Origin of the sequence: Algibacter lectus, assembly GCF_004368925.1 — a bacterium.
In the GTDB taxonomy this organism is placed as follows: domain Bacteria; phylum Bacteroidota; class Bacteroidia; order Flavobacteriales; family Flavobacteriaceae; genus Algibacter; species Algibacter lectus.
The window spans coordinates 1,128,568-1,154,251 of record NZ_SORL01000007.1 but is presented as its reverse complement, the minus strand read 5'-3'; the positions used below and the strand labels follow the sequence as shown (position 1 = coordinate 1,154,251).

Below are 25,684 nucleotides of genomic sequence, written 5' to 3'. Positions count from 1 at the left end.
GTGTATTTTTGAATTAATAGTGATAAAATAGAATATTTATGGAGGCAGTATTAGAACAAATTGAGTTAGGTAAAAAGCAATCTATTTTGGCTTTTGAATATAATGCTCCTCATTTTGATACGCCTTGGCACTTTCATCCTCAGCATGAGTTAACTTATATTGAAGAAAGTGTTGGTACCAAATATATTGGTGATTATGTTGGGTTTTATGAACCTGGAGAGTTGGTGCTACTCCGTTCTAATTTACCACATTGCTGGAAAAACCATAGTGATGCTGGCAAACAATCTAAGTCTATTGTAATCCAATGGAATAAGGGTGTCTATGCAAAAGTACCAGAATTGCAATCTTTGTTTAGAATGTTAACTAGCGCATCTCGAGGTGTTATTTTTGATAAAGAGGTTGCTGCATCTTTTTTGCCAAGGATTAAAAAAATGACTCAATTAGATAGTCATCAATTATATATTGAGTTATTGAATCTACTTTCAGATTTATCAGAATGTGATTATACCACATTATCTAAAGCCCATTTTATTGACGATTTACCTATTGAATTTGGCAGCAGAATGAGTAAAATTCATGATTTTATTGAAAAGCGATTTCATGAAAAAATTTATTTGAAAGAATTGGCAGATTTAGTGAGCATGTCAGAACAGTCGTTTTCGCGATTTTTTAGCAAAATGATGGGGCGTCCGTTTTTTACATTTCTTAATGAATACCGAATTAATATTGCTAGCAGAATGTTGATTGATACCGATTTAACAATTGCACAAATTGGTTATGCTTGTGGTTATGAATCGCTACCATTTTTTCATAAGCAATTTCAAAAGTTCATGTATGTATCGCCTCTAAAATTCAGGAAAAAATATGCCATTCAATAAATTAATGTTTTCCCTTTGGGTATAAATCATTTGTGTATCTAAAAACTTCAGCTTTTCCGGTACCTCTGGCTTGTGTAATTTCAATTTTCCATTGCGCTCTTAGTGTATTTAAAACCTCAGCATGATCTTGCTTATTCACTAAATTATGTAGCTCTGCAGGATCCTCTTTTAAATGGTATAATTCTTCGTAAACTGGTTGTTCATTATTTAAAGGCGCGTCAATATAATCACGATAAACAGCAATACCTGGGTCGTGCATATTATAAAGCATCTCGTTTACAGGGATTCCTAATTCTTTAGCATACTTAATTTCTTTAGTAGCAGAGAAATTGTTGTTTTTATAATATCTAATGTATTTCCATTCCTTGTTTTGAACCGATTCGCAACGTGGATTTCCAAAATGTGTAGACCATAAGTTTTCGGTAAACACGTAGTCTCTAACTTCTTTTTTATCGCCATTTGCCAAATTAGAAATATCTTTTCCTTGAAAACTACTTGGTTTTTTAATGCCGGCCATTTCTAACATAGTAGGAGCGATATCAATGGTTTGTACGAGCGCATCACTTTTTTTACCTCTATTTTTCTTAGGTGTGTTTGGATTGAAAATAATAATAGGTACGTGTGTTGTTTGCTCATAACACAAAGCTTTACCTCCTAAGCCTTGTTGGCCGCCAAATAAACCATGATCTGAAGTGAAAATAATTATGGTGTTTTTGTGCAGTTTTAATGCCTTTAGTTTTGCTGTAAGGTTACCAACCAATCTGTCAATACCCGTCATGGCTTGTAATTCTCGAATGTAACGCTCTTTAAGGTCTTTAGGGGTATCTACATAATTATAGCCTGTTTGTCTATCTTCTGTATGTAAAAGATTTTCAGGCAGTTTAGGTGTTTTTATATCGGCTTTTGCAATATAATTTTTGTGTAAAGGAATTTCTAAATCTCTGTATAAGGTTTTATAGATAGTATCATCAGAATCTTTTTGCTTCATAGTACGCGTACTGGCACCATGAGGTAAATTGAAATTAATGGATAGCATGAAAGGTTTGTCCGATGGTCTTTCTTCTAAAAAATGCAAAGCACCTTTTAGTTTTCGAGCATTTGGATCTAAAAATTCATCTACACCTTCATTTATAATTTCGGGTTGTGTAAATGCAATAGCATCGTTAAAAATGTCATGATTATCCTTAGGGTAAAATCCTAAATGGCCATGACCGGCATACCAATAATCGAAACTTTTTTCCATGAGTCCGCTGTTATATCCACCTTTTCCAATTGGTGCGTGGTTTTTTCCAATCCATCCTGTATAATAGCCATTGTTGCGCATAATTACAGGGTACGAATTTTTCCAGGCCGTATCTGAAACACTTGTTCCAGAATTAAAATTAACACCATGTTTACGTTCATATTGACTTAATAGAATGGATATTCTACTTGGTGTGCAAATGGCGCTAGTTACATGAGCATTGGTAAATAAAGTTCCGTTATTGGCTAGTTTATCAATATGAGGTGTTTGCACTATGGCGTTTCCTGTACAGCCTAATAAATCGTAAGATTGATCGTCGGTTAAAATGAAAATGATGTTTGGCTTTTGCTGAGCTTGTAAAATTCCAGAGAATATTAGAAATATTAGAGTTATTTTTTTCATTTGTTAAGTACTAAATATTATATGGTTATTTCGAAAATCAATCTATAAATTTTGGTTAGATCTATGTTATGGATTTGTAGACCATAGCGCGGCACTTTTAAGCATTGCTCGTCTTGGTAATTTTAGACCTGCAACTATTAAATCAGCAAAATCTTCTGGTTGTAACACATTTTCTGAACCTTTATCTAGCATGCCCAATTCAACAGTCATATCTGTTTCTATAGTGCTTGGTGTTAACGTATTTACTCGAATGTTGTTTTTACGAACCTCTTTCATTAGTGATTCAGACATACCGATAACAGCAAACTTTGATGCGCAATACGCCGATATATTTGGGTTTCCATTTAATCCTGCCGTAGACGATACATTAATAATATCCCCTTCATTTTTATCTATTAAATGTGGTAAAACTTCTTTGGTAACATAATACATACCCATAACGTTGGTTTGAATAATTTCACTCCATTGCTCAACAGGCATTTCATTGAAAGAACCAATAGCGGCAATACCTGCGTTATTCACTAAAATATCTACACCGCCTAAATTGCTAATAATATGTTTAATGTTAGTTTTTACGTCTTCATAATTACCAACATCAAAAACAGCATATGTGGCTCTAACACCAAGTGCCTCAATTTCAGAAACAGTTTCTTTTAAAAGGCTTTCCGTTCTCCCGGTAATGGCTACGTTTATACCCTGTTTAGCAAAAGCAATTGCCGTAGCTTTTCCTAAACCTCTTCCGCCTCCGGTTATTATGGCATTTTTGTTGTTTAAGTTTTCCATTTCTTTAAGAATATTAATTGTTTTTTGTCCAATAGTCCATTACAAAAACATCACCTATAATTGGGCCTACCTCATTAACTAATTTTAAATGAGCTTTATGAAAGAGGTAAATTTCTCTGTCGTGTTCACTATTAAACGTTATTGTAAAAGTGTGAGTAAAACCTTTACTAGCGCCTTCGGTACTATCATTTACTCCCCATTCTATATGAGCGATTTCCGGAATTTCATTTTTTAAATCTAAAAAAACTTTAACAGCCGTATCAATTTGTGCGTCTGTTGCATCTTCTTTATATTTTAAGTTTACTATGTGCCTTAAAACTTTGCCCTCTCTATTTATTTTAGGAGCTATTTTGTAACTGGCTATTTTACCTAAATCGAACCTGAAGGAACCTGCAATTAAGAAATTGTTATCTTCAATTTTATGAGACCTTAACCCATAGTAGATTGAAAAACCAGTTTCTAAATAATTAATAGGCGTAAGGATACCTTCTTTATTTAGCTTTAATAATTGAATGCTAGCATCGTCTCTTGTGCCAACTGCTAGAATAGCTTCAGCATTATTTGTTGAGATAATTTCAATTCTTGTCTGCCCTTGTAGCTTTGTAGTTTCATCATCTTTAAGAACAAAATGCGGAACTAAAGCTCCTTTTTTATTCACTTTAAAAACACTTACACCATCACCATGATATACAAAATCGGTTTTTTTTATAAAACCACCTCGCTTATAATATTTATGATGTCTGTGTCCTACAACTACATATTTATTTTCTGCTATGGTAACCCCAGTTACGGGGTAAGCACCTGTTAAATATCTATCTGTATTATTATCACTTATGTTATTAATATTTTTAAACGTACCATCTTCGTAAACTCTAAAACTACTTACGCCATTGTCTTGAAAACCGCCTGTGTATAAATAGGTTTTTCCTTTAATGTTATGCACATACATGCCTATGATACCATCTGTATGAACGGTTTCGTCGTCTTTCATAGACTGCACATGGGTTAGCTTCCCATCATTATGTATTTTAAAACTACTTAACCCAGGAGTTTCTTCTAAACCGCCTATGAAAAGGTACGATGCTTTTTTCATGTGAACGACCTGTAACGTAATAGCTGTTCCTAAATATGTTTTATCGTTGTCTTCAACTAAAGCAACACGTTCTAAAGATCCGTTGTTTAAAATTTTAAATGTTTCAATGACATTGCCGTGCTTGTTAGCCACAAAAAGAAAATCTGTTCCATTAATACGGTCTGCAACCATACCTCGAGCAGGACCTTTTTTCATATAAAGTTCATGGTTGCTTATTGGGGTTAGAATACCTTCTTTATCTAAACTATAGACATCAATATTACCTACGCCACCTGCAAATACATAATGAGAGCCGTCTTTCTCGTAACTAGTTACAGAAACTGTGTTTTTTCCAGATATACTTTTGAAGTCTTTTCGGTAAAGCATGACATCATCAGATATCTGGGAGAAGCTTATTTGTGATAACACTAAAAGGCCAAGAAGAAGTATGTTTTTTAAAAGATTCATGTTTTTAGTTTTTTAAGTTATTTAAAATAGCATTTGCTCCTGCAATGGCAATATCTCGATCTTGTTCTATAGTGCCACCACTAACACCAATAGCTCCAATAATATTTTTATTTTGATCTATTATTGGGATTCCTCCGGGGAATGTAATTAAGCCACCATTAGAATGTTCAATGTTATAAATAATTCCTCCTGGTTGACTAAGCTTTCCTAAATCGCCTGTAGCTATATTGAAGTAGCGTGATGTTTTTGCTTTTTTTATAGCAATGTCAATACTTCCAAGAAACGATTCGTCCATTCTTATAAACGATTTTAGGTTTGCGCCAGCATCAACTACGGCAATGTTAACGAGAACATTTAATTCTTCTGCTTTTTGTTTTGCTATTAAAAGCGCTTTTAAGGCATCATTATGTGTAATATCATTTGATAATTGAGCATTTGCCAAACTTGATGTTAATGAGACCATAATTAGAATGACACAAATTTTAAAATGTTTTAATGAATTCATTTTTCTGATTTTTTATGAATTACAAAAATTAGAAACCATTAATAGAAAACAGTTGAACAAGTTCAACATGTAAAAAAATATTATTAAATTAAGATTGCCTTTTTATCTTACTTAAAAATTCGTGCCGAATACCAAGGTAACCTGCTATTTGTTTATCTGTAAGTTTTGATGCAATGTCTGGATACTTTTCAATAAAATGAAAATATCTTTCTTTTGCTGTGAATGAATGATTATTTATTAATCGCCTTTGCCATGAAACCAGAGCTTTTTGAGACATAATTCTAAAAAGTTTTTCAACCTTCGGAAACCTATCGTATAGCGCTATTTTATCTTGCTTATTCATTAAAAGAACCTTACTGTCTTCTAAAGCTTGCATATTTAAGTTAGAAGGAATTTGGTTCATAAAACTATCAATATCCATTAGCCACCAATCTTTAGCGGCAAAGTATAAAGTGTTCTCATTACCTTTTTTATCGATAATGAATATTCTGAAACAACCTTCTAAAACAAAACCTTCGAATTTGCATATTTCACCTTGGGTTAACAAGAATTCCTTTTTTTTAATGGATTTGGAGTGAAATAGTTGGGTGAATTCTTCTAATTCTGTTTTAGAAAAAGCTACATTTTTAGTTATATTTTTTATTAATAAATCGTTTATCATTAAAAGCGTAGTTCTAAATTTTTATATCACTATGTATTCATGTTATATTTTTTTGATGTACGCATAGTATACTGTGTTATTTTGTTCTGTTTTATCTAAAAAATTAGCTGTAAACTTAGTTTTTCCTGCTTTTAATGAAACGGTAAATGTGGTTGATAGATCAGTTTCATTTACAACCTTTTCTAATTTAAGTTGATTGTCAAACTCAATGGTAGCTTTTACAAAACTCAAGTTTTTTCCTTTTGGAATATCGTTTTCCAAACCGGGTAGTTCTTCTTTTGTTATAGCAGGTGTTGTTGCATTTATAGCTAAGTTTGATTCTATAGGATATCGTCTTAAAGACACCTCGTAATTGCCGCTTTTTAAAATATCGACACTCCAGTACCCATTACCAATTACACCTTCTCTAATATAAATTTGGTTCCAAGGATAAGCTCCCGATTCTGCATGAATATCATGTGCAGTAAGTGTTATAGGGTTCTCATGTTCTGAGCCTAGTTTAAAGTAAACTTCTTTATCAAAATCTTTAGAAACTTGCGTCCACCAGTTTTCATAAAAGGCTTTCATTTCATTTACTTTTTCAGGATGTTTAGCTGTAATATCATTTTGCTGTCCTTGATCTGTAGAAATGTTATATAGTTCTTTTCCGTTTATCAATCTCCAATTTCCTTGCATAACGGCAGAGTTTTTCCATTTTTTAGGATGTTGAACACGTTGCGAATCTGTTACTAGCATTCTGTTTTTTAAGGTGTCTTTTCCTCTTAAAAGTGGCACTAAACTTTGTCCGTCTAAAGGTTGATGGTTTTTTGGTAAATTAATGCCACACAAATCTGCTAAAGTGGGCATAATATCTAATTGTGCGGTTAATGTATTTATATCTTTAGGCGTTGTGATTTTTCCGTTTTTCCAATGAATAAAAAACGGGACTCTATGTCCACCTTCATATTCGCTTCCTTTGGTACCACGCATATCAGCATTAAAGCCTGTAATCCTGCCTGTTTTATTGTAATACCCAGAAGAGGTACCATTATCGGTCATGAAAATAAGAATGGTATTATCGGCTACATTTAATTCTTTCAGTTTGTTTCTTAGTTTACCAAAATTATCATCAATATTGGTAATCATTCCGTAAAAACGTTTTTGGGTATCTGCTAAAACATCATTACCTAAATCTTTATATAAATTGTAATATTCCGTTGGCACATTGTATGGACCATGTGGAGCATTTGGAGCTATATAGCAGAAAAAAGGATTGTCTTTATTCTTTTCTATAAAGTTTAGAGCTTCGTTGAAAAACACATCTGTGCAATAGCCCTGATATTTTTGAGGTTTTCCGTTATGAAAATAAGTGTCGTTAAAATAGGTGTTGTTCCAATAATCTGGAGTTTGTTGAACGCCACCGCCACCGTGCATTACGGTTTCTTGAAAACCTCTATCTTCTGGTCTAAACGGGTAGTTGTCTCCTAAATGCCATTTTCCAAAACCACCGGTTTTATACCCAGCTTCGGCAAACATATTGGCCATAGTTTTTTCATTTTCTCTCAACAATGACCAGCCTCCAACGGTATGCCAAACTCCTGTGCTATTGGCGTATCTAGCCGTCATTAATCCTGATCGAGTAGGAGCGCAGGTAGGGCCCACATGAAAATTAGTTAAATGATAGCTTTCTTTGTGGAAGTTATCAATATTTGGTGTTTTTATAATTGTATTTCCGTGTGCACCAACATCTCCGTAACCCTGGTCGTCGGTAACAATAAGAATAACATTGGGTTTAGAAGTGTTTTTGGCTTCAATATTTTGTTCATTTTTAATACCACAACTTGTGATAATTAAAAAAAGCACTAAAATTTTTATAATTTTCATCTTCTTACTTGTTATTTTATTTGATTTAATATGAAACCATTTAGCCATAAAGTTCCTTTGGCATTGATACTTTTAAATTTTAGAGTAACAGCTTTAGCGCCATTTGATGTAAAGGTTGATTGTATTGAAATTGGTTTACGCTCGCCACTGCTAGCATTATCATAATAATTCACAATATGATCGTCGGATGTGCGTGTAAAACTTCCATCGACATCTTCAATAGTAACTTCTATGTCGTTGGTTAATTTAATATCCGTCTTTCTGGCATGGTGAAAGGTTTCTATAGCATATTTACCAGCTTTTAAGTTCGTTAGTTTTAGAGTGATTTCTCCTTTTTCAACAAATATTCCATCTGTCCCTACAAAACTTAAATCACCAATCATACTTGTGCCATTTCCTAACCAATTTATATTTTGGTCCGCACTTATTTCTACTTTTGTATTGGTTTCTTTTAAGGTGTATTTTAATTCGTTCTTAGAGTTTCCTGTCCATTCTTGCCATTCAAATTGCACCAATTGTTTATCGCCACCAATATCTACGCGTTCTATTGGATAGTCGAAAATAGGTTGAGCTTGGTTTGCAATTTCGTTGGTGTTAAATTTTACGGTATTAATTGTTGCTTTTCCTGACTTTAAACCTTTCGCTTTTGCAGTAATGGTTATGGTACCTGTTGCATTAGTTCCTTTTACATAAATAGCGGCTACACCATTGTAGACTAGAGCAGGATTAGCATAGATTTTTCCATTATCAATTATTTCGCCAGCGCCAGATACTGAGAACTGAACTTCGTTTTTTGTGTTGGTAACGACTTCGTTATTTTCATCTAGAATAGAAGCGTATACCAATCTAATATCCGATCCGCCGGCATAAAATGGTTGATCTGTGATGTTATATTCAACTTTTATATGATGTGGTTTGCCTTCCTTTTGTCTTGTGAATGCTGTTACTTTTTCTCCGTTTGAATATCCAATAGCTTTTAAGGTGCCTTTTTTCCAGTTATGTTTGAATGTAAATGAAGGATGATTTAAATTGGTTTTTGTAACATCATTATCCGGTAATTGTCTTGCTATTAGTGTTCCATCTTGATATAATTCTACTTCTTGACAATTACTAAAAACTCTAACTTTCCCGTCTTTTGAAGCTGTTTCATCTGCAATATGAACTATTGGTTTTTTTACAAGTTCTGATTGATACCAGTAATAAACTGGCTTCGGAACTCTATAAGGAGACAGCACGCCATAAGTGGTCATGAAATCTCGCGACCATTGATCGTCGTTAATATCGGGTTGTAAATGATTGTAATCTGCACCCAACCAAGTAATGGCAGCAAAATTATTTTTATTGCCTTTGTATCTTGAAATATGAAATTGATTGACTTCAGCATTTGGAGAACTTCCGTGTTCCATAACCATAGTAAACGCACTCTCAGGGAATTCTGTTCTTCTATAATCCATTGTGGCATGAACATCTGTAATGCCTTCGTTTTTTGGACCATCCCATGGCGCAGAAGCCGAGGCCGTTAATCTAAAAGGGTCTTCTTCTTTGGCAACAGTTTGCATTCTAGGTACAGGACCTCTATGATTGATACCTGCACCCCAAACTATAATTGACGGATGGTTTCTATGGTTACGAATCATGGTTCTGGTTGCTTTTTCTAAGTTTTCGAACCAAGTATCATCGCCCCATTCAATCCAAGTAGATGGTTCTTCATAAACAAAAATCCCTAATTCATCACAGGCATTAATAAAAGCATCATCTTGTGTGTAATGTGATAATCTTATGATGTTCATTCCTGATTTTTTATACTGTAAAGCTTCATTATAATGAAATGAATTTGGAACAGCATCACCAATATTAGGATAACTTTGATGACGATTGGCACCGACTAAAAAAAGTGGTTCTCCATTTAAAACGAAACCTTTGCCTTTTTCTAAAGAAAATTTTCTGAATCCGAATTTGTTTTCTACAAAATCTACAGGTGTTTCTTTGTCATAAATAACAGAATTTACACGGTATAAATATGGTGTATCTGGAGACCATAAATGATAATCTTCTTCAACCGTTGCAGATTGTCTAAATGTATATGATGAGTTTGCAGCAATAGCAACTTCTGAAATGAGCTTCTTAATTACAAAACCTTCTTTATTAATAATATTGGTTACTATCTTACTGTTTATATCTGTTGAATTTTCATTTTTTACAGTGGTTTTAATAGTAACTGTACCGTTGTTTCTGTTTACAGTTGGTGTTGTGATGTGTACACCTGCATCAAAATTTTCCCAATTGAAATTGACATGTAGTTTGTTAGTGGTTACTAAGTAAACATCTCTGTAGAGACCTCCAAATTTTACATAATCTGTTCTATGAGGATCGGGAGCAATAGTTTGGTTATAGGTGTTATCTGCTTTTATAGCAATAGTATTTTCTTGTCCGAATTTTACAAAATTGGTAATATCAAAATGAAAAGGAGTATAGCCATTTACAGCGTAATTACCCACTTTTTCTCCATTAACCCATAACTCTGTTGCGTTATGTACGGCTTCAAACTCTAAAAATATTTTTTGAGAAGTATTAGCTTCAATCTTCAGTTTTTTTCTATACCAACTAATATCTCTTAAATAGTTTTCTTGTACCCAAGTTTCTTTAATACTATCCAGCTCATAAGAAACTAATTGCGGGTTATGTGGTACAGAAACATCTTCCCAATTACTATCATCAAAGTTTATGCTTGTTGGTTTCGCTTTAAGATCTCCTAAATGGAATTTCCATCCTAAATTTAGGTTTGTTTTTGTCCTGTTTCCGGCCTCAAAACCTTTTGGTAAATTATTACTTTGGGCAAAATTAAGATGACCAATTAGAAGTCCGATAATTAAGAATTTGATTTTCATTTTTTGTTGTATAAAATTTATCCATACCAAAAATATTTATTCTCATCTCGTGTGGTAATTAGATATGGATAGAATGATAGAACATATGGTCTAAAATGAAGAAAGGCTTTGAATTTTCATCCAAAGCCTTTCTTATTAATACTATTTTTCAGTTTATTTTAATTCGAGTTCTTTAATTTCAATGTCGGATTTACCTCTTAATTTATGGTAGGTTGCAGTCAATTCAGCTAATTTTTCTTTGTTAGTATTTGCTAAATCATTTTTCTGAGCTCTATCTTCTTTTAAATTATAAAGTTGATATTCATTAGAAATTCCTAATTCAATGTTTACTTGCTTATTAACAGGCTTTCCTTCGTAAGGCGGAATTAATACCCAGTCTCCACTGCGTAATGCTGTTTTTTGACCAGCCTCTAAAATTAAGTTTTTTCGACCCTGGTTAGATTTTCCTAAAAAGGCATTTAATAGTTGTTCACTATCATCTGTTTTTTCAGTACTACCAGTTAAATGTGCTAAAGAGCTAAATAAATCTAATTGGCAAACTACAGCATCTGATACCGTTGGCTCAATAGTTCCTTTCCAGTATGTAATAAATGGCACATGTGTACCTGCATCAAACAAGCTATATTTTCCACCTCTTAAACCTCCGGTAGGAGAGTGGTTTCCTAATTTCTCTACAGCATCATCATTATATCCATCATTTAATACCGGGCCATTATCACTAGATAAAACAATAAGTGTATTTTCTAAGATTCCTTCTGTTTCAAGAGTTTTAATGAATTCTCCAATAACCCAATCGGCCTCTAAAATAACATCGCCACGTGGTCCCATACCAGATTTTCCAACAAAGCGCGGGTGTGGTGTGCGTGGTACATGTGGTTGTTGTAAGGCATAGTATAAAAAGAATGGATTTTCCTTATGCTTTTTTACATAGGTTTGCGCTTCTTTTAAAAAGTGGTCTGCCATGTCTACATCGTTCCATTTTGCAGCTTCGCCACCTTTCATGTATCCAATTCTAGGTATTCCGTTTACAATACTGTTATTATGGCCGTGGTGCCATTCCATAGATAAAAGTTCTGGATTATCTTTCCCTGTAGGCTCTCCTTCAAAATTTGTTTTGTAACTAATTTCAATAGGATCGTTAGGATCTAAACCGTCTACATGACCGTTTCTTATATACACAGTTGGCACTCTATCTTGTGTTGCAGCCATAATATACGATTCTTCAAAACCAACTTCATTTGGTCCAGGAGACACGCGTTCATTCCAATTTACATTTCCTCTACCTAAACCTAGATGCCATTTACCAACTATAGCAGTTTGATAGCCTTGTTGCTTTAACATTTTAGGAACTGTAGTTTGTTCTGTACTTATAATTAATGGAGCTGTACCTGGTAAAATAGCAGCATCTTTATTCCTCCATGGATATATACCTGTTAAAATCCCGAAACGGCTAGGAGTACAGGTTGCTGATGTTGCATAACCGTTTGTAAAACGTACACCACCATTGGCTAATTTATCGATGTTGGGCGTAGAGATTTCTGTTGCTCCATTTGCGCTGATGTCACCATAACCCAAATCATCCAAATAAATGAAAACAATATTTGGTTTGGTTTCTGTTTTTTGAGGTGCTTCTTGCTTCTTTTCGTTTTTACAGCTTACGGATAAAGCAAGCGTAATTATCATAATAGAGCATTTAAAAAATGTTGGTTTAAATAGTTGAATCATAAAGAAATAGCTTTAGTTTGAGTTTGTTGATTTTTTTCTAGTTTGTTCCCATCTTTTTTCTTCTTTAAGCACATTTTCTGCATGTGGATCAAGCCAGTTAGGATCAATATTTTTAGCATCCCATTTTTTATAAGCAGCTTCTAGATTGGCTATGATTTTTGAATTACCATCCGAAATATCATAACGTTCTAAACTGTCCTTTTTTAAATTAAACAGTAGGGTTTTGTTTTTATAAGCACTCTTGTATAGTTTGTAATCTCCTTTTCTTACTGCATATTCAAAGTTTCCAGAAGACCTCCAAAAAAGTTCATCGTGTGGTGCCGATTTTACTTTATTTGTAATATATGGCAATAAATCTACTCCATCTAGTTGTTTTTCTTTTCTTGCCTTAGCTCCAGCCGCATTTAAGAATGTAGGAAATAAATCTAAAGATGATACAATATTTTGATAATGTTGATTCTCTCTAATTTTCTTTGGCCAAGTCATGAAAAATGGCACTTTTATACCGCCTTCAAATAACATCCCTTTATGACCTCTATATGGTCTGTTATCTGCATGTTCAATTCTACCGCCATTATCGCTTAAAAATACAATAATAGTATTGTCTTTAATATTATTGGCTACCAAAGTAGAATCTATTCTACCAACATTATTATCAACAGCGTTTACCATGGCAGCATAAATACTTCTACCAGCGTATTCAATATGTTTTGTTTTTTCTAGATATTCTCTAGTTGCTTGATCTGGCGAATGAGGTGCATTATAGGCTAAATACATAAAAAAAGGTTTGTCATCTTTTTTAGAAATATACTTAATAGCTTCATCTGTAAAATCGTCAGTAAGGTACTTTAATTCGTTTTCAGGAACAACTTTACCATTTCTATATATGGTTTGAATATCATTTTTGGATTTCCCCCAATAGTTCATGCCGCCTCCAGGAAAACCAAACCAATGATCGAAACCTTGATTAGGAGGATATAAATCTGGATGATCTCCAAGATGCCATTTTCCAATAGCACTAGTTCTATAGCCTTGTTCTTTTAATGCTTCAGACATCATTTTTTCTGATAAAGGAGTTCCTACTGTTGCATCATTTTCTTGATGATAAGGCATGTTACAATCATGACCAAAACGAGCTTGATAACGCCCCGTTAATAAACCAGCTCTCGACGGACTGCAATAAGGGTGAGATACGTAGCCGTTTGTAAATACAACACCTTGAGAGGCTAACCTGTCTAGATTTTGAGTTGGGATGTCTGTGCTGCCATTAAAACCAACATCGGCCCAACCTTGATCGTCGGTTAGGATCACAATAATGTTAGGTTTGTCTTGACCAAATGTATTATTTATGGAGGTAAATAATATTAAAAATAAAAGGCCTAAAGTTCTTTTTCTGAAATTCATTTTTACTTAGTGTTTACAATTATGTTATCTACCTCTAAACCAATAGAAGTAGCTTTTATATTTATGGTTCCTGCTTTTTCGGTGCCTTTAATAATTGCTAAACATTTACCGTAGAAAGCTTTGATGTGATCTTCTTTAAATGATTCTAATGATGCAGAGTTACCATTCCCCACAGATTCTAAAACACCATTTCCGGTTATTTCAAAATTCACTAGGTTTTCAGCATTTGGGCATAAGTTACCATCCTTATCTTCAATTCTAACGGTTATAAAAGACAAGTCTTTTCCGTCTGCATCGATTTCAGTTCTATCAGCTATTAATTTAATTTTAGCAGGTTTTCCTGCTGTTTTAATTTCTTTGGTAGCAGCAACTTCACCGTTTTTATAAGCAACCACTTTAATGCTACCCGGTTGGTAAGGCACATTCCAAGATAACCTGTATTTTGATTTAAATATACCTCTTTTAAATCCATACCCTGAATCTAAAAAGCCTCTGTATTCTGTATGAACTTCGGTTAAATCTTTTCCTTTTACTCTTTTTCCGTAAGATTTTCCGTTTACAAATAGTTCAACTTCATCACAATTGGTATAGGCGTAAACAGGAATAGTTTCTCCTTTTTTAGCTTCCCAATTCCAGTGAGGTAAAACGTGAACCATTGGTTCTGTTGTCCATTGACTTTGGTATAAATAAAATCTATCTTTTGGAAATCCACATAAATCTACAGGAGCAAAATAAGAGGCGTGAGATGGCCAATCGTCATTCCAATAACCATTGGTTGTATTATCTCGACCACCATAAGGCGTTGGTTCTCCTAAATAATCAAAACCTGTCCAAATAAACTCTCCTAAAGAATGTGGATTTGCTTCTTGAGCAGCAAATTCAACATCTGGAGAATATGCCCAAGATGGTCCAACAGTAACATCGTAACTAGAAACCTGGTTGGTTTCCTTTTTAACCTTGTAATCTAAGGGTATATCGTAATAACCTCTTGTACTGGTTTGAGAAGATGTTTCAGATCCATAAAAAATCATATCCGGGTTTTGTTCTCTAATTTCACCGTAATATGCCGGTTTGTAGTTTACACCAACAACATCAATTTGATACGCTAATTTATTTGTAAATGATGCAGGATAGTAATTAAAACCAGCAGTTGTTGGTCTAGTGTTATCTTCATCATGGCAAATATCATTAAGCATTTTTGCTGTTTTCCAACCATCAGGTTTACCTTGTTCTAAAATTTCGTTACCAATACTCCACATAATAACAGAAGGATGATTACGATCTCTTTTTATCATATCTCGTAAATCGGTTTCTGCCCATTCATCAAAATAATTACTGTAGCCATTAGGTACTTTTGGTAGTTTCCATTCATCAAAAGCTTCATCAATAACAACAATACCTAATCTATCGCAAACTTGTAGCATTTCTGTAGATGGCGGGTTATGACTTGTTCTTAAAGCATTAGCGCCCATAGATTGCATAATTTGCATTTGACGCTCTGTAGCTCTATAATTTACAGCGGCTCCTAGAGGTCCTAAATCGTGATGCATACAAACACCGTTTAGTTCTACAGCTTTTCCGTTAAGGTAAAAACCTTCTTTTTTAAATTCAATTTGTCTAATACCAAATTCTGTTTCAAACTCATCTACAACGTGACCATCAATTTTAACTCGGCTAATGGCTTTGTATAAATTAGGAACACCAATATCCCAAAGTTTTGGGTTGCTTACTTCAATATCTTGAATTTGTTTTACTTCGGAATTTTTTTCTAGTTGAATAGTTTGAGTAGATACCGCAACACTATTATTTTCTGTATCTAAAATAGTTGTCTCTAAAGTAGCTTCCGTATTAGAATCTGTTGCGTTTTTTATTTTAGTTTCAATTTTAACAGTTGCTTGTTCTGCAGTTGCGTTTGGCGTTGTAATATAGGTTCCCCATTGCGGAATATGTACGGCATTGTTTAATTTTAAGCGTACATTACGATAAATACCAGCACCAGGATACCATCTTTCCGATAGGACTTCAGGAGCACATTGTACTGCAATAACGTTATCTTCTCCAAATTTGATATGCGGTGTTAAATCGTACTCAAAACCGCTATAACCATAATGCCTTTTACCAACATTGTGACCATTAATAAATACGGTAGAATTATCCATTACACCATCAAATTCTATAGAAATTTGCTTGTTTTTATGGTTAGAATCAACAGTAAAATGTTTTCTATACCAAGCAATGCCATCTATTGGTAAACCGCCATTTCGAGCATTGTGCTTATTATCAAAAGGACCTTCAATAGCCCAATCGTGTGGTACATTTAATTTTCTCCAACTACTATCATCTAAAGTGATGCTTTCACCTTGAGGAATAGTGTCTTTTTTAAATAACCAATTCTTGTTAAAGTCTTTATCGGTAATTAACGTTGGTTTGTTCTCATTACATGAAAACATAAATAGAATTAAAATGAATACTAATATTTTATGAAATTGCATAATTCAATTAGGGTTTAAAATTTAATCGATTTTGGATTTTTTATTGTTGTTTTTAAGTCTGAAGGCAATAAATAGAATTGATATTGATATGTACCAGGTTTTATTAAATATTCGTCGTGAGGTTCAGCACCTGGAGACCAAGTATCATCGCCACCCACACCTGTTTGATTTAAATCGATGTTGACAGTAAAAACATCTCTATTAACTAATTCGTTGGTGTGTTTTGCTTCTTGTAGATTTTGTGTGCTATATGGTATTACACTAAAATTTAGTTTGTCTTTACCAGAAACTAACACCGATTTACCTTTTGGGTTTTCTAGTTTAAACCAACTTATTTCTGTACGGTTTCCGTATTCTTCTGGATAAACATATTGGTAATTCATGCTGTTTACATTTCCAGAATACAAACCAACATGTGCACCATAATTTCTATCTGCATAATTTGGTTGTGGTCCTTTGCCTAAATACGTTACGTTTTGGAATGTATTCGGGATATCGAATTGCATACCTATACGCGGTAGATTTGGCGCTCCATAGTTAATTTTAGCGGTGTATGATACTTTTACTTGGCCATTTCCTAAAATGGTATATTGTAAATTAACTTCCGTTTTTGGTTTTTCAATGGTACCTAGAACATCTATTATAGCTTTACCGTTTTCATTTTTAACAACCGTAACTTGTTCAGATTTAAATTGATCGCCAGCATGCATCCAATCTAATTCGTTTTGTTTTTTGGTTGCTTTTCTATAAGCTTCATCATTTTCTGTTTCAGCCCTCCAAAAGTTTAATTTTAAAGGTGAAGCCATTAATGATGTACCTTTAGATATATATGAAGTGATATAACCGGATCCTTTATCTATTTGAAGTTTAATATTTTTGTTTTCAACGGTTATAGCGTTTTCTTTATCAATGATGTTTAAAGCTGATGCGCTTTTTACGGTGTTAGCTTCTTTAATAGTATAATTTAATTTAAACTGTTCATTAAAAACGATATAGCCTTTTTTAGCCCATAATTCATTTGATTTTAGCTTACCTTCAATATTGAAATAATAAGCACTAGCTGCATTTAATTTCGGCTTTTTGTAGCTTATTTTTAATGCACTAGTTTTAAAAGGAGCTGTTGTTAATTGGTCTATCGTTCCTTGTTTTATAACCACACCATTTTCTGTTATATTCCAAGACAACTCGTATTTAGATAAGTTGATGGCATGATGTCTGTTTAAGATTTTAAACTCACCTTTTTGAGCATCTATTTCAGAAATTTCTACAGGTTGATTTACTTTTTTACACTCGTACATGGCTGGTTTGGGTGTTCTGTCTGAAGCTATAACGCCATTTATACAGAAACTTCCTGAGTTTGGTTTATCTCCAAAATCGCCGCCATAGGCTAAGAATTCAACACCGTTTTCATCTGTTTTCACGATGCCTTGGTCGATCCAATCCCAAATATAGCCACCTAAAGCTCTGTCGTTTTTATAAATAACATCCCAATATTTTTTCATGTTACCAGTTGAATTCCCCATAGAATGAGCATATTCACACATTACAACAGGTCGGTTATCAATTGGACTTGTATGGTCTATTAAATCTTGTAAGTCTTGTGGTGAAGGGTACATTCTACTTAGCATATCTACCCAAGATGGATCTGTTGGGTTGCCTTGGTTTTTCTTGAAGAACTTTTGTTTGTAGTCCGGATGAGAGGGAACACCTTGGGCACCTTCGTAATGAAGATAACGTGTTGGGTCAAAATCTTTAATCCAACCAGACATGGCCGCATGATTTGGCCCCATTCCAGACTCGTTACCCAAACTCCACATTACGATACTTGGGTGGTTTTTATCACGTTCCACCATTCTAATAGCCCGCTCTAAGTAAGCCTGAGCCCAACTTGGCTCATTTGCTAATTTCCCACGAATACCATGTGTTTCTAGATTTGCTTCATCCATAACATAGATTCCGTATTTATCACATAAATCATAAAAATAAGGATCGTTAGGGTAGTGGGAGGTACGCACGGCATTGAAGTTAAATTGCTTTAATAGTTTAACATCGGTTTCCATATCTGCTCTAGATACCGTTTTTCCGTTTTTCATGTTATGATCGTGTCTATTAACACCAATCATTTTTACAGGATTTCCGTTAACTAAAAATCTACCTTTATCATCAATTTCAATTTCTCTAAAACCAACTTTTGTACTAGAGTATTGAATGGTGTTTCCTTTATCGTCTTGCAATTCAAATAAAAGCGTATACAAATATGGATCATCAGAAGACCATTTTCTAGGCGATTTAATTTCAGTTTCAATTAAACCGAAATAGACATTATCACGCTGCGGATAACTTTCTCCAAAATAATCTCCTAATTTTAATGTGTTTTTATTGCCAACTGTATAGCCTTCAGCATCGATTAGTTTGGTTGTTAAGGTCCAATTATCAACCGTAGTTTTTAAAGGATTATCTCCAAAATGGCCTACTTTTTCAATATACTTATCTGTAATGTTGGCTATAAAATCTGGTCTTATTTGTAATAAAGCATTATTGTAAGCGTCATCGAATTCTGTTCTAACAAAAAAGTTAGATAAACGTACTTTAGGCACGGCTTTTAAATAAACTTCTCTTTCAATACCACTCATGCGCCAATGGTCTTGTGCTTCTAAATAACTACCGTCGCACCATCTATAAACTTTAACAGCAATTGTATTTTTACCTTTTTTGATGTTTTTAGTGATATTAAATTCTGATGGTAAACGCGTGTCTTCACTATAACCAACAAATTCACCATTTATCCAAACATAGAATGCAGAAGATACGCCTCCAAAATGAAGAATGATATCTTGTTCATTCCAAGACTCATCGATTTCAAAAGTTTTAATATAGTGTCCAACAGGATTATCGGAGTTATTTATATATGGGAAATCACTAAAAAACGGATAAGTTGAATTCGTGTAAATAGGAGTCCCGTAACCTCTCATTTCCCAGTTTGATGGTACATCTATGGTTTTCCATTTGGATGTATTATAGCTTGTTTCTTGAAAAGAATTAGAGGCTTCAGCAGGCGTAGCCACCCATTTAAATTTCCAATCGCCGTTTAATGTTTTATATTGGCTAGAAGCTTCTCTTTCTCCAGAAATAGCTTGGGCTTCATTATCAAAATTATAAAAAGTTGCGGTTGCCGGAAGCCTGTTAATTTGATTAACCTTCGGGTTCTCCCAATCATTTTGCTGAGCAAAAATAGAAAGGGATAGAATAAATATTAAATAGCTTAATTTAAATTTTCGCATGGGTTATTTATAAAAATTTATAATGTTTTATTTAAAGCCGAAATGTCTAATGGATCGTCCATGTCTTTTTGAAGCTTTAATAGTTGATTGAATAATGTTTTTACGCGTTCTCTTTGTTCAGGGTTTTTAGAAATGTCATGTATTTCCTCGGGATCTTTTTTAAGATCGAATAACAATACTTTTTCAATTTTAGGGTATACCAAAAGTTTATATCCGTCTTTTCTAATCATCCTTTGGGCATCTTTATAAGCACCGTAAATAGCATGGTAATTACTAGTTTTCTTAGCACCTTTGGCAATGTCTAAAAAAGTATTAAACTCAATATACTTTGGTTTTTCTACACCTGCAATATCTAGTGAAGTGGCCATGGCATCTTGCAAATACACATCTACATTCGTTTTTTTATTCTTAGGGATATCTGGTCCTAGAATTATCATTGGTGGTCTAATACTATGGTCAAATAAGCTTTGTTTTCCTATTAAACCATGTCTTCCCATAGCTAAACCATGATCTGCAGTGAAAATAATATAGGTGTTGTCCATTTTACCAGAAGCTTTAAGCGCTTCAATTATTTTACCTATTTGTGCATCTACGTGTGTAATACTCGCGTAATATTCTTTGGTATGTGTTTTTACAGCTAATTCAGTTCTTGGAAATGGCGCTAAGGCTTCATCTCTAACATTTATACCGCTAGCAATATCCTCATTAAAAGGGTACTTTGGCAAATAACTTTCAGGTAACGATATGTTATCTAAGTTATACATATCAAAATACTCTTTTGGTGCTTGCCTTGGATCGTGAGGGGCATTAAAAGCTAAGTACATAAAAAAGGGATTGTCTTTAGTTTTTGCTTCATCTATAAAAGATATAGCATCATCTTTTAATACTTCACTCCAATGTGTTCCGCCTTCCCAAAAACCACCTTTAGACGTGTCAAAAGACCTCCAAGTGGTGTCGTTAATAGATTTTGGTCGGTTATAACCATTAGGCATAATAGCTTCGTAATCTGGATTTTTTGTTTTAGATAGCGAATCGAATTTTGCAACCATTTTCCAATGATCCCAAGTGTCTTTTGGCATTCCCGGACGCACATGTTTGGTATGTTGAAAAACCTGGTTTGCAGGTGCATCTACATGCCATTTCCCTGTCATGTATGTATCATAACCATTTGTTTCTAGAAGTTTTCCCCAGGTTTTATTTAAGGAGTCTTTTTTTATCCAATTTTTTCTGAAGTTATTTACATTCCAAACAGATCTACCAGAAATTAACATGGCTCTAGAGGCAGCACAAACGGCGCCACTCCAAGCTCCCATGTTGTAAGCATTTGTAAATGTGGTTCCTTCTTTAACCAACAAATCCATTGTTGGGGTTATTATTTCATTATTCCCAAGTGCATGAATAGAAGAGTAAGTTTGGTCGTCGGTAAAAATGAAGACGATGTTTGGCTTTACTTTAGAAGCTTCTTTTTCAACCTTTTTGTTACATGAAGAAATAGCAACTATTAAAAATAAAAAACAGATTTTAATTTTCATGTTTCACGTATAGAAATAAAATTAGTATTTTTTTTTGATCACGAGTCTAATAGAGACTCGTGAGAAAACTTTTAGAAAAAGTTACAATACAAATTTGATATTTCTACATTTAAATGCGAATCACAGATGGTTTTTAAAGGGTAACAAATGTTTTAAGCATCTGTTTCCCCTTTTTTAGCATCATCAGAATCTGAAAGACTTATGTACTTGCTAGGGATAACTCCAAATTGCTTTTTAAAGCATTTAGAAAAGTATGAAGCCGTGTTAAAACCAGTCATATACATGATTTCTTTAACAGAAAGGTCGCTGGTTTCTAATAACTGTACAGCGCGTTTTAAACGAATATTTCTAATAAATTCACTCGATGAAAGCCCGGTAAGTTCTTTGGTTTTTAAATATAAGTTACTTCTACTCATATTCATTTCTTTTACAAACATTTCAACGCTAAATTCTGAATTCATCATGTGTTTTTCAACAATTTCAATAGCATTTTGAAGGAAAGATTCATCGGAAGATGTTACTGTAATCTCATTCGGTTGTAAAGTAATATCTCTATTAAAACGCTTTCTTAATTCTTCACGATGTTTTAAAATATTCGAAATTTTTAACTCCAAAAGTTCTAAATCAAATGGCTTTCTTATATAAGCATCTGCACCAGTCTTTAGACCTTCAATTTCTTTTTCTTGAGATGTTTTTGCGGTTAACATTACCACAGGAATATGACTAGTTTCTTGAGAGCTTTTAAGCTGATTACAAAATTCTATACCATCCATAACAGGCATAACTAAATCTGTAATTACAATGTTAGGCATAAATTTATTTGCTAATTCTAATCCTTTTAATCCGTTTTCTGCTTCGTAAACATAATACTTCTCTCCAAATCCTTTTTTAATGAAAGATCTAATATCTGCATTATCATCTATAATTAATAATATCGGCAGCTTAGATCGTGATCTCGATATGTTTTGGTCAACAATATCATCCATAAAACTTATGGCATGAGAGTCGGCATCTTCTTTAGTAAGGAAAGTGTTGGATTCAAAAACCTCATGAAAATTTGTTTCATTGTTCGTATTAAAATTTTCCTTGTCTTTTGGCAGCCATACTATAAATTTCGATCCATTTTCCGAATCGCTAATTACTTTTATAATGCCTTGGTGCAGTTCTACTAGATTTTTCGTGAAAGAAAGCCCAATACCAGTACCTTTTGTGTCTTTTTGTTTAGTGATACCTATTTCGGTATAAAAGCGCTCAAAAATATGTTGAATTCTATGTGCAGGTATCCCCGGACCAGAATCTTTAACTTGAATTACAATGTATTTAGATTGCTCTATATCCATTGAAATGCCTTCAGGTTCAATGAAATCTTCACCATCAAATATATCTAAGCTGATAGCACCTTCTTCCGGAGTAAATTTAAATGCGTTTGATAGTAAATTATTTATTATTTTTTCAACAGCATCAGGATCAAACCAAGTTAAAATGGAATGTTTTGAAGCATCTATTTTAAAAAAGATGTTCTTCTTTTTGCTTAAAAATTGAAAAGGTTCTCCTATTTCTCTTAAAAATTCAACAATATCACTTTTACTTAAATTCAGATTCATTTTACCCTGATCCATTTTTCTGAAATCTAATAACTGGTTTATTAACCTCAGTAAATAGTCGGTGTTTTTGCGCATAATCCCGTACTGATCCTTGGTTTCCTTAGGACTGATGGTTTCGCCTTTTTTTATTAGGTAATCTAATGGACCTTTTATTAGGGTTAATGGCGTTCTGAATTCGTGCGATATATTAGTAAAGAATTCCAGTTTTAAACGGTGAATTTCTTCATTTTTTTCTTTCTCAAATTGGTTGAGTTCCAATTGATGCTTTTTAGCAGAACGTATAATAGTATACCTTCTATAAGCTAAAAGAAGACCTATAGCGATTAGCAAGTAAAGAAATTTAGCGGCATTGGTACGCCACCATGGTGGAATTACATTAATACGTAATTCTACAGGAGTTTCATCCCAAATATTATCATTGTTTGATGCCTTAACCTTTAGCGTATAAGTTCCTGGTTCTAAGTTGGTATATGTGGCGTATCGATTGTCTGATGTTGTGTAAATCCAGTCTTTATCAAAGCCTGCAAGTTTGTATGCGTATTTGTTTTTACTAGAGGCGGCATAGTGTAGTGCGGCAAATTCGAAGGAAAAACTATTTTCAATGTATTTTAATTCAATCTCGTCTATGGAGTTTATAGATTTGTTTAAAATTACGCGTCCGTTGATTTCTTCACCAATAGAAACGGGTTTGTTAAAAATAGAAAAGGCAGTAAGTACAGTTTCTGCTTTTATTTTGTTGCTAATAATGTCTTCTGGATAAAATGCATTAAATCCGTTTACACCACCAAAAAGCATTTTACCGTCCTTAGTTTTAAAGGCAGATAATTCACTGAATTCGTTGCTTTGCAAACCATCATTTACATCATAATTTTGAAAGGTTTCATTTTCGGTATTAAATTTTGATAATCCTTTATTTGTAGAGAGCCACAGGTTTTTTTGATCGTCTTCTAAAATCCCTTTAATAACATTATTGGGCAGTCCATCTTTTTCAGAATATGCTTTGAAACTAATCTTGTTATCTGTTACAATCAGCTTATTCAATCCGCCTCCAAAAGTCCCAATATAGATATCCCCAGATTTGGTTTCAAAAACAGTTAAAATATAGTTGTGGCTTATAGATGTTTTGTCTTTTGGATTGTTTTTGTAAATGTTGAATTTTGGATTTTTTACATGAATTTGATCCGGCGTTAATCTAGATAAACCATTACCTGTAGCAAACCAAATGTTTCCTTTTGAATCTTGAAAAATATCACGAATAATATTGTTAGAAACACTAAATTTCTTGTTTGGATTGTTAGAGAGTATGTCTTTCTTAAAACTAATGCCGTCTTCATTAATTAATCGTCTATGTATACCACCATTGTAAGTGCCTATCCAAATGTTTCCATCTTTATCTTGAAGCAAAGAAAAGACACCGTTTGGAAACTGTTTTAAGGGTTTTAAGTCACTATCTTTTAATTGATTGGTTTTTGATAAATCTGATAAGTCTATTTCAAATAACCCAGGAGAACCTTCACCACCAATAAGTAGTTTTTTGGAGCCTTTTAATTGTATTTCTTCAAGGGCAAATACCTTACTTAGTTTTATAAAATGATGAAATTGATTGTAATTATTGTCATTTGCTGTTTTACTCAAAAAATTTAAGCCGCCACCTTCGGTACCAATCCATAAATTTTGGTTGCTGTCTTCAAAAATAGAGCGCACTTTATCGTTACTTAAACTACCAGGGTCTAAGCTATTTTTAATATGACTAAATTGCTTTTTGTACGGGTCAATTTTATTAATACCACCACCATTAGTTCCAACCCATACAATGCCCGCGTGATCAATAAATATGGACCTTACGGCATTTTTACTCAAGCTAAAACTAGGGTTTTTGGGGTCGTATTTATATTTGCCAATTAACTCTGGTGTTTTTGTTTCAGAGAAATTAGTAAACTCCAAAAGACCATCATCTGTTCCTGCCCAAATATGATTATCATTTATAGAAACGGCATTGTATGATCCTTTACCTATTAATTGAACCTCTTCAATGTCATTATTAACAACATATCGATATAACCCATCATTGGTGCCTAAAATTAAATTACCATAACTGTCTTCGTTTATCGTTTTTACATCAAAATAGGGTAAATTGATAAGGTTGTTAACGTGATGGAAATAAAAATCTCCATTTTTATCTCTCGATAATTTTGATAAACCGTTAATGCCTCCAAACCAAACTTGGTGTTTACTATCTTCATAAACTGTGCTTATATTGTTTTTAGACCTTGTTGGTTTAGAGCTGTTTTGATAGAGGTTGAAATGTTCAAATTTTAAAGAGTCTATTGGTTTAGAGAGATCAGCCATATCTATACCTTCATTACTACCAACCCATAATCTGTGGCTGCTATCACGAAAAAGCACTCTAATATGGTCACTTTTTATACTATCCGGATTGTTTGGGTCACTTTTAAAAGATTTAAACTCTTCAGTTTGTTTATCAAAATAATTTAAACCTCCACCTGTTGTAGCAATCCATAAGTTCCCTTTGCTATCGTCAATAATTTTCCAAATTAAGTTACTGCTTATGCTCTTTGGATTTTTAGAATCTGGTTTAAATATTCTAAAGTTGTAGCCATCATATTTGTTTAATCCGTCATGCGTACCAAACCACATAAAAAGGTTGTCGTCTTGAAATATGGTATTAACGTCACTTTGTGATAACCCATTTTCAGTTGTAAAATGTTCAAATTTTACCGTATTTTGGGCATAACAATACGATACAGTTATCAATAATAAATAAATTATTAGATTGCTGTATTTTCTCTTTTTGTATTGTTTATTGAAGCTGTTCGTCATACTAACAAATATATAAATTAAACAGAGAAAAACTAGGTGTTT

The 25,684-nt window shown here is 33.4% G+C and carries 14 protein-coding genes; 1 reads left to right on the top strand and 13 read right to left on the bottom strand.

Features of this window, described 5'->3' with window-relative positions; translation table 11 throughout:
* The first annotated feature begins 38 nt into the window (after positions 1-38).
* Positions 39-878 carry an AraC family transcriptional regulator gene (locus tag DFQ06_RS05585; RefSeq protein WP_133966542.1) on the top strand — a complete coding sequence of 280 codons (840 nt, stop codon included), beginning with the start codon at positions 39-41 and terminating at the stop codon, positions 876-878.
* A 1-nt stretch (position 879) separates the two neighbouring features.
* Here DFQ06_RS05585 and DFQ06_RS05580 read toward each other — a convergent pair whose 3' ends face one another.
* From DFQ06_RS05580 to DFQ06_RS05520, 13 genes are all read right to left on the bottom strand, one after another.
* Positions 880-2,523, bottom strand: a complete 1,644-nt coding sequence (locus tag DFQ06_RS05580; RefSeq protein WP_133966540.1) for a sulfatase-like hydrolase/transferase — start codon at positions 2,521-2,523, stop codon at positions 880-882.
* 66 nt (positions 2,524-2,589) lie between these two features.
* Entirely contained in the window at positions 2,590-3,306 is a 717-nt protein-coding gene (locus DFQ06_RS05575) for a 3-ketoacyl-ACP reductase (RefSeq protein ID WP_042506597.1), read from the bottom strand.
* A gap of 13 nt (positions 3,307-3,319) precedes the next feature.
* A complete protein-coding gene (locus DFQ06_RS05570; protein WP_133966538.1) occupies positions 3,320-4,846 on the bottom strand; it encodes a Dabb family protein in 1,527 nt (508 codons plus the stop codon).
* 4 nt (positions 4,847-4,850) lie between these two features.
* Complete coding sequence (locus DFQ06_RS05565; RefSeq protein WP_133966536.1) at positions 4,851-5,351, bottom strand: GlcG/HbpS family heme-binding protein; 501 nt, start codon at positions 5,349-5,351, stop codon at positions 4,851-4,853.
* An 88-nt stretch (positions 5,352-5,439) separates the two neighbouring features.
* A complete protein-coding gene (locus DFQ06_RS05560) occupies positions 5,440-6,012 on the bottom strand; it encodes a Crp/Fnr family transcriptional regulator (protein WP_133966534.1) in 573 nt (190 codons plus the stop codon).
* Between the two features lie 42 nt (positions 6,013-6,054).
* Positions 6,055-7,875, bottom strand: a complete 1,821-nt coding sequence (locus tag DFQ06_RS05555; protein ID WP_235833493.1) for an arylsulfatase — start codon at positions 7,873-7,875, stop codon at positions 6,055-6,057.
* 11 nt (positions 7,876-7,886) lie between these two features.
* The gene (locus DFQ06_RS05550; protein ID WP_133966531.1) at positions 7,887-10,763 is read right to left on the bottom strand and encodes a glycoside hydrolase family 2 protein; all 2,877 of its coding nucleotides are present in this window, start codon (positions 10,761-10,763) and stop codon (positions 7,887-7,889) included.
* Positions 10,764-10,916: 153 nt separating this feature from the next.
* Positions 10,917-12,446, bottom strand: coding sequence for a sulfatase family protein (locus DFQ06_RS05545; RefSeq protein WP_235833492.1), 1,530 nt, complete (start codon positions 12,444-12,446; stop codon positions 10,917-10,919).
* A 54-nt stretch (positions 12,447-12,500) separates the two neighbouring features.
* The gene (locus tag DFQ06_RS05540) at positions 12,501-13,892 is read right to left on the bottom strand and encodes a sulfatase-like hydrolase/transferase (RefSeq protein ID WP_133966528.1); all 1,392 of its coding nucleotides are present in this window, start codon (positions 13,890-13,892) and stop codon (positions 12,501-12,503) included.
* A gap of 2 nt (positions 13,893-13,894) precedes the next feature.
* Complete coding sequence (locus tag DFQ06_RS05535) at positions 13,895-16,384, bottom strand: glycoside hydrolase family 2 TIM barrel-domain containing protein (protein WP_133966526.1); 2,490 nt, start codon at positions 16,382-16,384, stop codon at positions 13,895-13,897.
* 14 nt (positions 16,385-16,398) lie between these two features.
* A complete protein-coding gene (locus DFQ06_RS05530; RefSeq protein WP_133966525.1) occupies positions 16,399-19,665 on the bottom strand; it encodes a beta-galactosidase, LacZ type in 3,267 nt (1,088 codons plus the stop codon).
* Between the two features lie 17 nt (positions 19,666-19,682).
* On the bottom strand, positions 19,683-21,197 hold the full coding sequence (locus DFQ06_RS05525; RefSeq protein WP_074935601.1) for a sulfatase family protein: 1,515 nt from the start codon (positions 21,195-21,197) through the stop codon (positions 19,683-19,685).
* Between the two features lie 152 nt (positions 21,198-21,349).
* On the bottom strand, positions 21,350-25,576 hold the full coding sequence (locus tag DFQ06_RS05520) for a hybrid sensor histidine kinase/response regulator transcription factor (RefSeq protein ID WP_235833491.1): 4,227 nt from the start codon (positions 25,574-25,576) through the stop codon (positions 21,350-21,352).
* Positions 25,577-25,684: the final 108 nt, after the last annotated feature.

What these genes read in the sequence shown, in the direction of transcription:
- DFQ06_RS05530 (WP_133966525.1), bottom strand. Translation starts at nt 19,665, where the DNA reads ATGCGAAAATTTAAATTAAGCTATTTAATATTTATTCTATCCCTTTCT.
- DFQ06_RS05535 (WP_133966526.1), bottom strand. Translation starts at nt 16,384, where the DNA reads ATGCAATTTCATAAAATATTAGTATTCATTTTAATTCTATTTATGTTT.
- DFQ06_RS05575 (WP_042506597.1), bottom strand. Translation starts at nt 3,306, where the DNA reads ATGGAAAACTTAAACAACAAAAATGCCATAATAACCGGAGGCGGAAGA.
- DFQ06_RS05565 (WP_133966536.1), bottom strand. Translation starts at nt 5,351, where the DNA reads ATGAATTCATTAAAACATTTTAAAATTTGTGTCATTCTAATTATGGTC.
- DFQ06_RS05580 (WP_133966540.1), bottom strand. Translation starts at nt 2,523, where the DNA reads ATGAAAAAAATAACTCTAATATTTCTAATATTCTCTGGAATTTTACAA.
- DFQ06_RS05555 (WP_235833493.1), bottom strand. Translation starts at nt 7,875, where the DNA reads ATGAAAATTATAAAAATTTTAGTGCTTTTTTTAATTATCACAAGTTGT.
- DFQ06_RS05525 (WP_074935601.1), bottom strand. Translation starts at nt 21,197, where the DNA reads ATGAAAATTAAAATCTGTTTTTTATTTTTAATAGTTGCTATTTCTTCA.
- DFQ06_RS05545 (WP_235833492.1), bottom strand. Translation starts at nt 12,446, where the DNA reads ATGATAATTACGCTTGCTTTATCCGTAAGCTGTAAAAACGAAAAGAAG.
- DFQ06_RS05550 (WP_133966531.1), bottom strand. Translation starts at nt 10,763, where the DNA reads ATGAAAATCAAATTCTTAATTATCGGACTTCTAATTGGTCATCTTAAT.
- DFQ06_RS05560 (WP_133966534.1), bottom strand. Translation starts at nt 6,012, where the DNA reads ATGATAAACGATTTATTAATAAAAAATATAACTAAAAATGTAGCTTTT.
- DFQ06_RS05540 (WP_133966528.1), bottom strand. Translation starts at nt 13,892, where the DNA reads ATGAATTTCAGAAAAAGAACTTTAGGCCTTTTATTTTTAATATTATTT.
- DFQ06_RS05585 (WP_133966542.1), top strand. Translation starts at nt 39, where the DNA reads ATGGAGGCAGTATTAGAACAAATTGAGTTAGGTAAAAAGCAATCTATT.
- DFQ06_RS05570 (WP_133966538.1), bottom strand. Translation starts at nt 4,846, where the DNA reads ATGAATCTTTTAAAAAACATACTTCTTCTTGGCCTTTTAGTGTTATCA.